Here is a 15,001-nt window from a genome sequence, read left to right on the forward strand (position 1 = left end):
GCTCTTGGCTCTTGGGGGTCCCCGTATGACGCGGCGGGCGGGTGGAGGAAAGCCCGCAGGGTGGCCGCAGGGATGCGGCCAATTTTTCGACAGGACAGGGATGTCCTGTCGAAAAAACCCGGAGCCCGCACGCTCACCTGGAGGGTCGAAGACCCGGAAGGCGCGTCATCCGGGGGGCCCTTTCTTTTGGTTACTTTTCTTCACTCCGGGCATCCTGCCCTCCGCCCTGCGGGCCGGCTTCGCCGTTCGCACGCGCTCCTGCGCGTGCGTGGGCAAGCAAAGAAAAGTAACCCGGGCCGCGGCAGCGGCACGGAAGCCCGCGGCAGGCGAGCCAGGTCGCCGTATCGCTAGAACCAAAGACCGAGGTTCTGGATGACCAGCCTTCAGCTGTTGAAGAGCGCTTCCGGCCTGCGCCGGGATGACGAATAGAAAGGTTCCCGCGAGCACCCGCCCCTCACCCCAGCCCTCTCCCCGGCGGGGAGAGGGAGCAAAGCGGCGCGCCTTTGAAAGGCCACGCAAAACAAAACGCCCGCCCTGTTCGCACAGGACGGGCGCCACAACCATCAACATCCAAACCGCGCGTTACTGCGTGTGGAACACCAAATGCCCCTGCTCCGCCTCCACCACGATGGTCGCGCCAGCAGCAAACTTCCCTTCCAGGATCTGCCGCGCCAGCGGATTCTCCAGCTGCTGCTGGATCGCCCGCTTCAACGGCCGCGCGCCATACACCGGATCGAAGCCCACGTTGCCCAGCAAATCCAGCGCCTTGTCACTGATCTCCATCCGTAGCTGACGCTCGGCCAGACGCTTCTCCAGATAGGTCAGCTGGATCAGCGCGATCTTGCGGATCTGCTTCTTCTCCAGCGGGCGGAACACCACCAGCTCATCGAGTCGGTTGATGAACTCCGGGCGGAAGTGCGCCTGCACCACGCCCAGCACCGCTGCCTTCATCTGCAGATAGTCCGCTTCGCTGTCGCCCGCCTGCTCCTGGATCATCTGCGAGCCAAGGTTGGAGGTCATCACGATGACGGTATTGCGGAAATCCACTGTGCGACCCTGGCCGTCGGTGAGGCGACCATCGTCCAGCACCTGCAGCAGGATGTTGAACACATCCGGATGCGCCTTCTCCACCTCGTCCAGCAGAATCACGCTGTACGGACGACGACGCACTGCCTCGGTGAGATAGCCGCCTTCTTCGTAGCCCACATAGCCCGGAGGCGCACCGATCAGGCGGCTCACGGAGTGCTTCTCCATGAACTCGCTCATGTCGATGCGCACCATCGCATCCTGCGTGTCGAACATGAACTCGGCCAGCGCCTTGCACAGTTCGGTCTTGCCCACGCCGGTGGGGCCGAGGAAGAGGAACGAGCCATTGGGGCGATTGGGATCGGAAAGGCCAGCACGGGAACGGCGAATCGCATCGGACACCGCACGCACGGCTTCATCCTGGCCGACCACGCGCTTATGCAACGCGTCTTCCATATGCAGCAGCTTGTCGCGCTCGCCTTCGAGCATCTTGTTGACGGGGATACCCGTCCAGCGCGACACGACCTCGGCGATTTCCTCCTCGGTCACGCGATCCTGCACCAGCTTGAAGTCCTGCTTTTCCGCAGCTTGTGCGGCGGCGAGCTGCTTTTCCAGCTCCGGCAGCTTGCCGTATTGGATCTCGCTCATCTTGGCGTAGTCCTGCTGACGCTGGGCGGCGTCCAGTTCCACGCGCGCGGCTTCGATCTGTTCCTTCACCTTGGTCGCGCCCTGCAGCGCGGCCTTTTCGGACTTCCAGATCTCGTTGAGATCGGAGAACTCGCGCTCGAGCTTTTCGATGTCGCTTTCCAGATCGGCGAGGCGCTTCCTGGACGCGTCGTCGGTTTCCTTCTTGAGCATCTCGCGCTGGATCTTCAACTGGATGAGGCGACGCTCCAGGCGATCAAGCTCCTCCGGCTTGGAATCGATTTCCATGCGGATGCGCGAGGCCGCCTCGTCCATCAGGTCGATGGCCTTGTCCGGCAGCTGGCGATCGGGGATATAGCGGTTGGACAGCGTGGCCGCCGCGACGATGGCCGGATCGGTGATCTCCACGCCGTGATGCACGGCGTAGCGCTCTTTCAGGCCGCGCAGGATGGCGATGGTGTCTTCCACGCTGGGCTCGCCTACGTAGACCTTCTGGAAGCGGCGCTCCAGCGCGGCATCCTTCTCGATGTACTTGCGGTATTCGTCCAGCGTGGTGGCGCCGATGCAATGCAGCTCGCCGCGCGCCAGCGCGGGCTTGAGCATATTGCCGGCATCCATGGCGCCATCGGCCTTGCCGGCGCCGACCATGGTGTGCAGCTCGTCGATGAAGAGAATGACGCGACCTTCCTGCTTGGAAAGATCATTGAGCACGCCCTTGAGGCGCTCCTCGAACTCGCCGCGAAATTTTGCGCCGGCAATCAGCGCGCCCATGTCCAGCGCGAGCACGCGGCGATCACGCAGGCCTTCGGGCACTTCGCCCTTGACGATGCGCTGGGCCAGGCCTTCGACGATGGCGGTCTTGCCCACACCGGGCTCGCCGATCAGTACCGGATTGTTCTTGGTGCGACGCTGCAGCACCTGGATGGTGCGGCGGATTTCCTCGTCGCGACCGATCACCGGATCGAGCTTGCCCGACTCGGCGCGCGACGTAAGATCGATGCAATATTTCTCCAGCGCCTGGCGCTGGTCTTCAGCGTTCTCGCTTTGCACTTTTTCGCCGCCGCGCAGCTTCTCGATGGCAGCCTCGACGTTCGCCTTGGTAGCGCCGGCGGCCTTTAGCGCGGCGCCCAGTTCGCCCTTGTCCTCCAGTGCCGCAAGCACGAACAATTCGCTGGCGATGAACTGATCGCCGCGCTGCTGCGCCAGCTTGTCGGTGAGGTTGAGCAGGCGCGTCAGCTCGTTGCCGACATGGATATTGCCCTCCTGTCCCGTGACGCGCGGCAGGCGGTCGACCATCTCGTTGATGCGCTGGCGCAGCGTGGGTACGTTGACCTGCGCCTGGGTGAGCAGCGGTCCCGTGGAACCGCCCTGCTGGTCCAGCAGCGCGGCCATCACGTGGACCGGTTCAAGCATGTTGTTGTCGCGTCCGACGGCAAGCGACTGGGCGTCCGCCAAGGCCTGCTGAAAACGCGAGGTGAGTTTGTCCATCCGCATGGGTTGTCCCCTCGATCAATAGGATTTGGCAGATCAGGGCATCCCTGACTGCCACTGCCAAAACAGATGCGGATCACCCGCGCGTGATTCAAGCCACGTCAACGTCAGGTGTACGACTTTTCTTCAGCCAACGCACGCCGCACCCAGAGCTTGCCTTCACATTTGCCTTGATAGTCTGCGCTCGTGCTATCCCCCGTGCCCCACTCCGCCATGTCCGCCCAGACGCCTCTTCCGGCTCCGCCTATGCCTGGCGTGGATGACCGCTGGGCGTTGTTTCTTGACGTGGACGGCACGCTGCTGGATTTTGCCGATCATCCCGATCAGGTCTGCGTGGATTCGCGCCTGCGCGAACTGGTCGAAGACCTCTACGGCGCGCTCGATGGCGCGCTCGCCCTGGTAAGCGGTCGCGGGCTCGACGACCTCGACGACTTGTTTGGCCATCCGCCGTGGGCGATGGCGGGTTTGCATGGCCTGGAATTGCGCGGCGCCGACGGTCGCTATCGTGGTGTGCATATCGGCGCCACCCGTCGCTCGCTGGTTCGCGATATCGCCGGCGCCATCGTTGCGGAATTGCCCGGCGTCATGCTGGAAGACAAGGGCATGGCGGTGGCCCTGCATTGCCGCACCTCGCCGCAGATGTTCGAACGTTTGCGCGAGCGCGTGCAGAAAGTGCTGCCGTCGCTGGCCGGCTACGAGATGCAGCCGGGCAACCTGGTCATCGAACTGAAGCCCGAAGGCATGGACAAGGGTTCGGCCGTGGCCACGCTGATGTCGGCCTGGCCGTTCCGCGATCGCCTGCCGGTCTACGTGGGCGACGATCTCACCGACGAACATGGCTTCGCCACGGCCAATCTCCAGAACGGGTTGAGCGTACGCGTGGGTTCGCGTGAACCGAGCGTGGCCCGCTATTCGCTGCCGGAGCCTGCCGCCGCGCGGGCCTGGCTGTTCCGCGTGCTGCACGCACTCAAGCATGGAGCCCTCGCGCATGCCCATTCCTCAGGAGGAAACGCCTGACACCCAGCCTGACCCAGGAGCGAAATCGTCCCTGGAACTGGGCGTCATCGGCAACGGCAGTGTTGCCGCACTGATCGACGGACGCGGTCGCATCGTCTGGTGTTGCCTGCCGCGCTTCGATGGCGACGCCAGTTTTTGCGCACTGTTGTCGCCTAAACGCGACGGTGGCGACTGGTCGATCGAGCTGGAAGACATCGACCGCGCCGAACAGCACTACATGCCCAATACCGCCGTATTGGTGACCCGCCTTTACGACCATCATGGTTCGGGCGTGGAGATCGTCGACTATATGCCGCGCTTTCGTGCGCGCGGCCGTTTCTATCATCCCGTCCTGATCGCGCGGCGCGTGCGGCCCATCGGCGGCTCGGCGCGGATTCGCGTGCGGCTGCGCCCGCTCTGCGGGTACGGCAGCGAAGTGCCGCAGACGACCTCGGGCAGCAACCATATCCGCTTCATGCTCGATGGCGTGGTGCAGCGACTGACCAGCGACGTGTCGTCCACCATGATCGAACGCAGCCTGCCGTTCTTCCTGGAAAAGCCCGCGCATTTTGTGTTCGGACCGGACGAAACGCTGACGGAAAGTCCGGCGGACTTCATCCATCACACGCTGGAAAACACGCTTACCTATTGGCGCGAATGGGTGCGCAATCTGTCGGTTCCCTACGAATGGCAGGAGCCGATCATCCGCTCCGCCATCACCTTGAAGTTGTGCCAGTACGAAGCGACCGGCGCGATTGTCGCCGCGCTCACCACCTCCATCCCCGAGTCCGCCAATTCCGGCCGCAACTGGGACTATCGCTACTGCTGGCTCCGCGACGCCGCTTTCACCGTGCGCGCACTCAACCGTCTCGGCGCCACCCGCAGCATGGAGGAGTACATCCGCTACGTCTTCAACCTGGTCGCCGATGGCGACGGCGAGATCGGACCTGTGTTTGGCATCACCTTCGAACATGACCTGATGGAAACGCAGGTGGAAAGCCTGGCCGGCTATCGCGGCATGGGTCCGGTGCGCGTGGGCAACGACGCGTGGCGGCAGCGGCAGAACGATGTGTATGGGTCGGTGGTGCTCGCTTCGGCGCAGATTTTTTTCGATCGCCGCCTTGAACATCCCGGCGACGAGCTCACCTTTCGCCGGCTCGAACGCATGGGTGAATTGGCCCTGCGCGTGGCCGAAACACCGGATGCGGGGCTATGGGAATATCGCGGCCGCGCCGCCGTGCACACCTATTCCGCCGCCATGTGCTGGGCCGCCTGCGATCGCCTGGCGCATATCGCCACCGAGCTTGGCCTCGATGACCGTGCGCGCTACTGGCATGACGAGGCGGTCGCCTTGCATGAACGCATCGAAGCGCATGCCTGGAACGAAAAGCTCGGCACCTTTGTCGATGCGTACGACGGCGAACACCTGGATGCAAGCCTGCTCTTGCTGGCCGATATCGGTTTCGTCAATGCGATGGACCCGCGCTTCATCGCCACCGTGGACGCCATCGGCCACGCGCTGGGTCGCGGCGACTATCTGTTCCGCTACATCGCCCCGGACGATTTCGGTGCGCCGGAAACCAGCTTCAACATCTGCACGTTCTGGTACATCGAAGCGCTGGCCGCCACCGGGCGCCGGGAGCGCGCGCGCGAGATGTTCGAGCACATGCTGGCGCAGCGAAATCCCCTGGGCCTGTTGTCCGAAGACATCGCACCGGCCAACGGCGAGCACTGGGGCAACTTTCCGCAGACTTATTCGATGGTGGGCCTGATCCAGGCCGCAATGCGCCTGTCCAGGCGCTGGGAGGATGCATTGTGACGATGGCTGGAAGAAACAGCGGTCAGGGACGACTGATCGTGGTTTCAAATCGAGTGGCACTCCCCGACCAGACCGCAACCGGTGGCCTGGCGTCGGCCATGCGGGCCGCCCTGCAGGAGCGCGGAGGCGTCTGGTTTGGCTGGAGCGGCAAGATCTCGCGTCAAACCGCCAGCGAAGTGCACAAGCAAAGCGATGGTCCGGTGGAATACGCCACCATCGATCTTTCCCGCACGGATCACGACGATTTCTACGACGGATTCGCCAATCGCACCTTGTGGCCGCTGCTGCACTACCGGCCCGACCTGGTCGACTACGACCGCAAGCACCTGGCCGGCTATCTGCGCGTCAACAATCTGTTCGCCGAGAAGCTGATCTCGCTGATCGGGCCCAACGACCTGGTCTGGATCAACGACTACCACCTGATTCCATTGGCCGCCATGCTGCGCGAACGCGGCGTGCACAATCGCATCGGTTTCTTCCTGCATACGCCGCTGCCGGCCGCCAGCCTGCTGATCGCGCTGCCGCGCCATCTGGAATTGCTTGAGACCCTGGCCTGCTATGACCTGGTCGGCCTGCATACAGCACGCGACCAGCGAGCCCTGCAGGAGTACTTCCTGTTCGAGGTGGGCGCGAGCATGCGCCGGGACGGGCGCATCCGAACCCCGGCAGGACACACCTTCCGCGCTGAAGTGTTTCCCATCGGCATCGACACCGCGCAGGTCGCCGAGTCGGCCAGCCATGCGGACGAGCATGAAGAAATCCACGATCTGAAACAGAGCCTGGAAGGGCGTGCGCTGATCATTGGCGTCGACCGCCTGGATTACTCCAAGGGCCTGCCCGAGCGCTTCCATGCCTATGCGCGCCTGCTGGAGCGCTCCCCGCAATTGCATCGCAAGGTGACCTTCCTGCAGATCGCCCCGCCCTCGCGCGGCGGCGTGCTGGAATACCGCCAGATCCGCCGCGAGCTCGAACGCATGGCCGGCCATATCAACGGCATGTATGCGGCGCCGGACTGGGTGCCGATCCGCTACGTCAACAACTCGTTTCCGCACAGCCTGCTCAGCGGCTACTACCGCACCGCGCGCGTGGGCTTGGTCACGCCGCTGCGCGATGGCATGAATCTGGTGGCCAAGGAATACGTGGCCAGCCAGGATCCGGAAGATCCCGGCGTGCTCGTGCTGTCGCGCTTCGCCGGCGCTGCGCAGGAGTTGCGTGATGCGCTGCTGGTCAATCCGGCCGATACCGAGGAACTGGCCGAAGCGCTGGGTATTGCGCTGGAGATGCCGCTGCATGAGCGGCGCGCGCGCTGGCGCCGGATGATGGACGTGTTGGAGAAGCAGGATGTGACGGCGTGGCGGAATGCGTTTTTGCGGCGGTTGGCCGATTGACGTGATCTCTCCCTTGTAGGAGCGCACTTGTGCGCGACCGCCACGCGGATGGGCTCGATAACATCAGCCCAGGCGACAACAGGGGCTTCATAATGATGCCCAGAGGTGCACTGCCATTCCGCGGTCGCGCACAAGTGCGCTCCTACAAGGGGACCGTCGCGTCCAAGGGGATCGATAGGTCCCTTCAGCCTTCGAGCCAGATCAAGCTGGCGAAGCGCCCGCTCTGCGCGCCATCGCGGCGGTACGAATAGAAACGATCGTCGGTACGGGTATCAAAGCCACCGCCGTAGACCCGATCGACGCCCGCCGCCTGCAAACGGCGACGCGCCAGCCAAGCCAGATCGCACAACCAGTGCCCAGGACGCGTCGGCTCGAAACCCTCAGCCGCACCGCCATCGAGCGCCACGAAGGCATCGCGCACTTCAACCCCCACTTCATAGCTGGCCTTGCCGATGCACGGCCCCAACCAGGCCATCACCTGGGCAGGCGGCGCCTGCAGGGAATTCAATGCAGCTTCCAGCACGCCGGCCTGCAAACCGCGCCAGCCCGCGTGGGCAGCGGCCACGGCGCGGCCGTCGGCGGTGCAGAACAGCACCGGCAGGCAGTCGGCAGTGAGGATGACCAGCGGCTCGCCCGCACGCTGGGTGACGGAGGCGTCAGCGCGCGGCTCCTGCCCATCGTCTGAGCGGTCGACATCGGCGACATCCACGCCATGCACTTGCTGCAGCCAATGCGGATCGCGCTCAAGACTCAGGGCGGTACGCACGGCGGCTCGATTGGCCGCCACTGCCTCGGGCGTATCGCCGCAACGGGCGCCAAGATTGAAGCGCCCCCAGGCGCCCTGCGAGACGCCCGGCCCCTGCCGCGTGCTGACCGCCGCCCGCACACGGGCGGGCGCCGGCCAGTCCGGCACGAGCCAGGCGCTATCCAGGGTCACCGCCAGTCGCTCGGATCGGCCTGGGCGGTATCGGCGCGCAAGGCGTCGATCAGCGCCTGCTGGTCGGCCGGGCGATCGGCGCTGAACGACATCGGTTCATGCGTCACCGGGTGTTCGAAGGCCAGCCGCTCGGCGTGCAGCGCCTGTCGGCGGAAGCCGCGCAAGGCCGCCACCAGCTCGGGCGTGGCGCCCTTGGGCAGGCGCAGGCCGCCGCCGTACAGCGGATCGCCGACCAGGGGATGGTTGATATGCGCCAGGTGCACGCGAATCTGATGGGTGCGGCCGGTTTCCAGGCTGCACTGGATCAGGCTGTGCCCGCGGAAGCGCTCGCGCAGGCGATAGTGGGTGACGGCGTGCTTGCCGTCCTCCTCGTCGCGCACGGCCTGGCGCAGGCGGTCGCCCATATGCCGGCCAATCGGCGCATCCACCGTGCCGCCGGCCACCAAGGTGCCCAGCACCACGGCCTCGTACTGCCGTTCCACATCGTGGCGCGACAGCATGTCCACCAGGCCCGTATGGGCCGCCAGGGTCTTGGCGACCACCATCAGGCCCGAGGTGTCCTTGTCCAGGCGATGGACGATGCCCCCGCGGGGCAGCTCGGCCAGCTTCGGATCGTGGTGCAGCAAGGCGTTCAGCACCGTGCCGGCACTATTTCCTGCGCCCGGATGCACCACCAGGCCGGCCGGTTTGTTCAGCACCAGCAGGTAGTCGTCCTCGTGGACGATGTCCAGGGCGATGGCCTCCGGCTCGAGCTCCACTTCGGTCTCAAGTTCCGCTTCTACCTGGACTTTTTCCCCGCCACGCAGCAATTGGCGAGGCGGCGCGACGGCGCCGTCCAGGGTCACGGCACCGGCCTTGATCCACGCCGTGAGACGCGACCGCGAGTAGTCCGGGAACATCTCGGCCACTGTCTGGTCGAACCTCCGACCCGCGGCCGACAGGGGTACCGTGGCGTCATGACGAATCATCGTCATGGTCGGCCGCCCGGCCGCCCGGCCGTTTCGGCTATCATCCCTTTTCGCTCAAACATCTGAACCCTTCTCATGCGCGTAACCAAGCTGCCGGCTTTCAAAATTTTTGTCGTGCTCGCCATCGTTTTGTCGATGAGCGCATGCTCGATGTTCCATCACAAGAGGGACACCAACGATACGCTGCCGGTAGACAAGCTTTACGACAAAGCTCACGACTCACTGGAACACGCCGATTATTCGGCCGCCAGCAAAGCCTACCAGCGCCTGATCGCGCGCTTCCCGTCCGGTAATTACAACGAGCAGGCTCAGCTCGACCTGGCCTATGCGCAGTACAAAGACAACCAGCCGGACGACGCTTACTCCACGATCAACCGCTTCATCAAGACGTATCCGACCCACAAGCACGTAGATTATGCCTATTACTTGCGCGGTCTGATCAATTTTGATCGCACCGGCGGCGCCATGGAGCGCCTGCTGCAGAAGAACGAGGCGCAGACGCGTCGCGACCAGGGCTTCAACCTGAAGTCGTTCGACGACTTCTCGGAGCTGTCTCGCCGCTTCCCGGACAGCGCCTACACCGCCGACGCGCGCCAGCGCATGATCTACCTGCGCGACGTGCTGGCGCAGTTCGAGATCAACGTGGCCGAGTACTACCTGCGCAACAAGGCCTACGTGGCCTCCGCCGACCGCGCCCAGTATGTGATCGAGCATTACCAGCAGGCCCCGCAGACGGGCGACGCGCTGGCCATCCTCACCCGCAGCTACCTGGGCATGGAACAGAAGAACCTCGCCGACCAGACCCGCCAGGTGCTGGCCCTGAACTACCCGGATCACCCGTACCTGAAGGATCCGAAGTGGCCGCACGCGCCGTCGCTGCTGCGCAAGGCGGTGCCGTTCTCGGGGCATCATTGATTCGAGAAGGGGATTGCCGGTCGCTTTGCGACCTGCGAAGAGTTAAGCCGGTCGCTTTGCGACCTCGGAATGGAAAAAGCCGGTGGCCTTGGGCCGCCGGCTTTTTTTGTGTCTTACGTCGGGTAGCGCCCCACCCACTGTGGGAGCGCACCCTGTGCGCGACCGCGGCGCTGAATCCCGCCGCAGTTTCTGGTTGTCGCGACGCCATCTGGCGACACCGAGGTACATCTCATCTCCGCGGTCGCGCACAGGGTGCGCTCCCACAGAGGACGTACACGCTCGCGCTATTTCCAGCCCGACGTAATCGGATACCGCCGCTCGCGCCCAAACGCACGCGTCGTCACGCGCGGCCCCGGCGCCGACTGCCGCCGCTTGAACTCATTGAGCAGCACCAGCCGCACGACGCGACGCACGGTATCGGCATGAAAGCCCTGCGCAGCGATTTCCGCCTGCGACTGCTCCGCTTCGATGAAGCGCGCAAGAATCGCGTCGAGTTCGTCGTACGGGGGCAGCGAATCCTGGTCGGTCTGGTTGTCGCGCAGTTCGGCCGAGGGCGGGCGATCGATTACCGCCGAGGGAATCGCTTCGGGCTCGCCCATGCGCGCTGCATGCTCGTTGCGCCAGCGCGAGAGGCGGTAGACGACGGTCTTGTAGACGTCCTTCAGCGGCGCATAAGCACCGCACATATCGCCGTACAGCGTGGCGTAGCCCACCGCCATCTCGCTCTTGTTGCCGGTCGCCAGCAAGAGGCGGCCGTGCTTGTTGGAGAGCGCCATGAGGGTGACGCCGCGCGTGCGCGACTGCAGGTTTTCCTCGGTGGTATCCGCGGCCTTGCCCGCGAATGCCGGAGTAAGCGCCCCCAGAAACGCATCGACCATCGGCTCGATATTGATGATGTGGTAATCGACGCCCGCCTGCACGGCCTGCGCCCGTGCACCATCGAGCGACAGCTGCGAGGTGTAGCGCGTGGGCATCATCACCGCGGTGACGCGGTTGGCGCCAAGCGCATCGACGGCCAGCGCCAAAGTCAGGGCGGAATCGATGCCGCCGGAAAGGCCTAGCAGCACGCCCGGAAAACCATTCTTCTCGATGTAGTCGCGAATGCCGCGCACCAGTGCCGCGTAGAGCGTGGCTTCGATCGACGCATCGGCCGCGGTGGGCCAGTTCTCAGCGCGCAGGGTGCGCGTTTCGCCGTCGAATTCGGCCCATAGCATCACGTCCACGAAATTCGGGGCGCGCGCGGCGATGCTGCCGTCCGCGTTCACCAGCAGCGAGCCGCCGTCGTAGACCACTTCGTCTTGGCCACCGACCAGGTTCACATAGGCGATGGCGCAGCCGGTTTCCAGCGCACGCTGGGTGAGCACGGCCTCGCGCGATGACTGCTTGGCGTCGTCCCAGGGCGAGGCGTTGATGACCACGATCAGCTCGGCACCCGCCGCCGCAGCCTTGGCCGCCGGCTCGGGTTGCCAGATGTCTTCGCAGATCAGCATGCCGACGCGCACGCCCTCGATCATCGCCACGGCGCTGTCATGGCCAGGGCGGAAATAGCGCTTGTCGTCGAACACGCCGTAGTTCGGCAAGGCCTGCTTGTGCGTGGTCAGCTCGATGCTGCCGCCGCGCAGCAGGCTGGCCGCGTTGTACACCTCGCCCTCGCTGTGCGGATGACCGACCAGCGCGGCCACGCCATTGGTGCCGCCAGCAAGCGCATTGAGCTCGCACTGGCAGGCCGCCAGAAAGCTAGGGCGCAGCAACAGGTCTTCCGGCGGATAACCGCTCAGGGTCAACTCGGGGAACGCCACCAGCGCCGCGCCGCCATCGCGCGCCTGCGCCAGCAGGTCGCCCACTTTGGCCGCATTGGCCGCAACCGCGCCTACGGGAAAATCGAACTGGGCCAGCGCGAAGCGTAAGGAGGGCATGCCGGGGAATCCATACTCTTGGGGCCTGAAATTGTACCCGAGGCCCGCCTTGGCCCACCGCCGGGCGGTACCGCCTGCGAGTCAGGCCACGGGCTGTCGCAGCAGAACGACGGCCAGCGTCAGCATGAATACGGCGATCGCCACATCGAAGACGCGCCAGGCCAGCGGGCTGCGGAACACCGGCAGCAGCAGACGCGCGCCGTAGCCCAGCGCGAGGAACCAGATCACGCTGGCCGTCGCTGCGCCGCCAGCAAAGAGCCATCGCGCGCCGTCGTCGTAATGGGTGGAAAGACTGCCGAGGAGCACCACCGTATCCAGGTAGACGTGCGGATTGAGCAAGGTGAACGCCAGGCAGGCCAGCACCACGCGGCCCCGGCTCTGCGCGCCATCACCGGCTGGCTGCAGTCCGCTTTCGCCCTGCCACGCGCGCCGCAACGCCATGGCGCCATAACCCGCCAGGAACGCCGCGCCGGCAAAGCGCAGCCACTGCAACAAGCTGGGATGTTGCTGCACGATCAGGCCCATGCCCGCCACGCCCAGCAGGATCAGGCCGACGTCGGCAAGGATGCATACGCTCACCACGGCGCCCACGTAGTGCCGCTGCAGGCCTTGCCGCAGGACGAAGGCGTTTTGCGCACCAATGGCGATGATCAGCCCCGCGCCTGTGGCGAGGCCGGCCAGGCAGGCCGTGGAAATCATGGGGATACTCCGAAAAGACGGCTACTTTGGCGTAGACGTCTTGGACAGTAAAACTAAATATTCTTAACTTACTTTAATCGCCCTAATGCCACTGTGGGAGCGCGCCCTGTGCGCGACGGCCATGCCTCGAGGCTTATTGCGGGCCTGTCGCGCACAGGGTGCGCTCCCACAACAGATATCCAGCGTGGTGCCCGCATGAGCCTGCTCAATCCCCAACTCGCCGCCTTCGCCGCCGTCCTCGAAGAAGGCAGTTTCGACGGCGCCGCGCAGCGCCTGTCGCTCACGCCCTCGGCCATTTCCCAACGCATCAAGGCGCTGGAGGATCGGCTGGGCCAAGTGCTTATCCTGCGGCACACGCCCAGCGAAGCGACCGAGGCCGGCCAACGCCTGCTGCGCAGCGTGCAGCAGATGCGCATGCTGGAAGCGGAGACCTTGAACGAATTCCGGGTCGGCCCGGACAGCGCCGGCCCGACCACGGTCGCCATCGGCGTCAATGCCGACTCGCTGGCGACCTGGTTTCTCGCCGCTCTGGCGCAGCTGCACGATCGCCACCAGCTGCTGTTCGACGTGCGCGTGGAGGATCAGGACCATTCCACCAATCTGTTGCGCGACGGCACCGTGCTGGGCGCCATCACGGCCGAGCCGCAAGCCGTGCAGGGCTGCAGCGTGAAGAAGCTCGGCGTGATGCGCTATCTGCCGGTCGCTTCGCCGGCATTCGTGAAGCGTCACTTCGCCAGCGGGGTCAACGCAGCATCTCTCGGCCATGCGCCGATGCTGGTGTTCAACCGCAAGGATGCCTTGCAGTGGCGTTATATCCACAGCGTCACCCGCGCCCGCATGGTGCCGCCGATGCATTACGTGCCCTCGTCCACAGCTTTCGTGGAAGGCGCCGAGCTGGGGCTTGGCTGGGCGATGGCGCCGGAGTCGATGCTGGCCAAGCATTTTGCGGCCGGCACGCTCAAGCCAATAGCGCCCAATCAATGGCTCGACGTACCGTTGTACTGGCAGTGCTGGTCGATTCGTTCGGCGACGCTGGCGACGGTGACGGAGGCGTTGTTGCGCGCTGCGCAGGATGGACTGCGTCAGCGGAGGTAATCCCGCGGTCCGATTTTTGTGGGAGCGCACCCTGTGCGCGACTGCGGTGCATCGCAATCAGAGCATGGCCTGCGCAGGCCGGAAGCCGCGCGATGTAGGCAGCGCTGTCGCGCACAGGGTGCGCTCCCACAGATGCGGTGTCACACGAGGTGGTGCAGGACGCTATCCAAAGAAAAAGGGCCGCATCGCTGCGGCCCTTCTTCGCTCGATCGAAAAGACTCGATTACTTCTTCATCAAGCCCGCAAGCGTCTTGCCCAGATCGGCGGGCGACTTCACCGTGGTGACGCCAGCCTTCTCCAGCGCGGCGAACTTCGCCGCTGCGGTGCCCTTGCCGCCCGAGATGATGGCGCCGGCATGGCCCATGCGCTTGCCCGGAGGAGCCGAGGCGCCGGCGATGAACGAGACGACCGGCTTGGTGACGTACTCGCCGATGAACTCGGCGGCGTCTTCTTCAGCGCTGCCGCCGATTTCGCCGACCATGATGATGCCTTCGGTCTGCGGATCGTCCTGGAACAACTTCAGGCAGTCGATGAAGCTCAGGCCGTTGATCGGGTCGCCGCCGATGCCGATCACGGTGGACTGGCCCAGGCCTTCGTTGGTGGTCTGGAACACCGATTCGTACGTCAGCGTGCCGGAGCGCGAGACGATGCCGACCTTGCCCGGCATGTGGATGTGACCCGGCATGATGCCGATCTTGCACTCGCCCGGGGTGATGATGCCGGGGCAGTTCGGCCCGATCAGCACGATTTCCGGATGCTGGGCCAGCACGTTCTTCACGCGCAGCATGTCCAGCACCGGGATGCCCTCGGTGATCGCCACGATGACCTTGATGCCGGCATCGATGGCTTCGAGGATCGAGTCGGCCGCGAACGGCGGCGGCACGAAGATGACGGACGCATCGGCGCCGGTTTCATCGACCGCTTCGGAGACCGAATTGAAGACCGGCAGACCGATGTGCTCGCTGCCGCCCTTGCCCGGGGTCACGCCGCCGACAACCTTGGTGCCGTAGTCCAGCGCCTGCTGCGCGTGGAAGGTGCCCTGCTGGCCGGTAAAGCCCTGTACCAGGACCTTGGTGTTCTTATTGACGAGAACGCTCATGGATCTT

Annotated in this window: 11 protein-coding genes; 5 read left to right on the plus strand and 6 right to left on the minus strand. The window is 64.9% G+C overall.

Going from position 1 to position 15,001, the window contains the following annotated elements:
• Positions 1-582 precede the first annotated feature (582 nt).
• Positions 583-3,165, minus strand: coding sequence for an ATP-dependent chaperone ClpB (gene clpB, locus AC1DE1_RS13505; protein WP_477176282.1), 2,583 nt, complete (start codon positions 3,163-3,165; stop codon positions 583-585).
• Between the two features lie 243 nt (positions 3,166-3,408).
• Between clpB and otsB the strand changes: the two genes are divergently transcribed.
• From otsB to otsA, 3 genes are read left to right on the plus strand one after another with little or no spacing between them, the layout of a single operon-like run.
• Complete coding sequence (otsB, locus tag AC1DE1_RS13510; RefSeq protein ID WP_477176283.1) at positions 3,409-4,179, plus strand: trehalose-phosphatase; 771 nt, start codon at positions 3,409-3,411, stop codon at positions 4,177-4,179.
• Complete coding sequence (locus AC1DE1_RS13515) at positions 4,151-5,977, plus strand: glycoside hydrolase family 15 protein (protein WP_477176284.1); 1,827 nt, start codon at positions 4,151-4,153, stop codon at positions 5,975-5,977. The genes otsB and AC1DE1_RS13515 overlap by 29 nt, the downstream gene beginning before the upstream one ends.
• 2 nt (positions 5,978-5,979) lie before the next feature.
• On the plus strand, positions 5,980-7,365 hold the full coding sequence (gene otsA, locus AC1DE1_RS13520) for an alpha,alpha-trehalose-phosphate synthase (UDP-forming) (protein ID WP_477176285.1): 1,386 nt from the start codon (positions 5,980-5,982) through the stop codon (positions 7,363-7,365).
• Between the two features lie 184 nt (positions 7,366-7,549).
• On the opposite strand, the gene pgeF is transcribed toward otsA, so the two are convergent.
• Together pgeF and rluD are read right to left on the minus strand one after the other, a co-directional pair.
• Positions 7,550-8,296, minus strand: coding sequence for a peptidoglycan editing factor PgeF (pgeF, locus tag AC1DE1_RS13525; protein WP_477176305.1), 747 nt, complete (start codon positions 8,294-8,296; stop codon positions 7,550-7,552).
• A 2-nt stretch (positions 8,297-8,298) separates the two neighbouring features.
• Entirely contained in the window at positions 8,299-9,276 is a 978-nt protein-coding gene (gene rluD, locus AC1DE1_RS13530; RefSeq protein WP_441605334.1) for a 23S rRNA pseudouridine(1911/1915/1917) synthase RluD, read from the minus strand.
• A gap of 69 nt (positions 9,277-9,345) precedes the next feature.
• On the opposite strand from rluD, the gene AC1DE1_RS13535 reads away from it, so the two are divergent.
• On the plus strand, positions 9,346-10,185 hold the full coding sequence (locus AC1DE1_RS13535) for an outer membrane protein assembly factor BamD (protein ID WP_046972119.1): 840 nt from the start codon (positions 9,346-9,348) through the stop codon (positions 10,183-10,185).
• Between the two features lie 284 nt (positions 10,186-10,469).
• On the opposite strand, the gene AC1DE1_RS13540 is transcribed toward AC1DE1_RS13535, so the two are convergent.
• Both AC1DE1_RS13540 and AC1DE1_RS13545 read right to left on the minus strand, forming a co-directional pair.
• Positions 10,470-12,101 carry an NAD+ synthase gene (locus AC1DE1_RS13540; protein WP_477176286.1) on the minus strand — a complete coding sequence of 544 codons (1,632 nt, stop codon included), beginning with the start codon at positions 12,099-12,101 and terminating at the stop codon, positions 10,470-10,472.
• Positions 12,102-12,182: 81 nt separating this feature from the next.
• A complete protein-coding gene (locus AC1DE1_RS13545; RefSeq protein ID WP_477176287.1) occupies positions 12,183-12,800 on the minus strand; it encodes a LysE/ArgO family amino acid transporter in 618 nt (205 codons plus the stop codon).
• Positions 12,801-12,995: 195 nt separating this feature from the next.
• On the opposite strand from AC1DE1_RS13545, the gene AC1DE1_RS13550 reads away from it, so the two are divergent.
• Positions 12,996-13,895 (plus strand): LysR family transcriptional regulator ArgP, encoded by a 900-nt coding sequence (locus AC1DE1_RS13550; RefSeq protein WP_477176288.1) that lies wholly within the window; start codon positions 12,996-12,998, stop codon positions 13,893-13,895.
• 223 nt (positions 13,896-14,118) lie between these two features.
• Here the strand turns inward: AC1DE1_RS13550 and sucD are convergent, their stop codons facing one another.
• Positions 14,119-14,994: a succinate--CoA ligase subunit alpha gene (gene sucD / locus AC1DE1_RS13555; protein ID WP_046972115.1), complete on the minus strand. Its 876-nt coding sequence runs from the start codon at positions 14,992-14,994 to the stop codon at positions 14,119-14,121.
• Positions 14,995-15,001: the final 7 nt, after the last annotated feature.

The organism is Dyella sp. 05T440 (genome assembly GCF_056395965.1).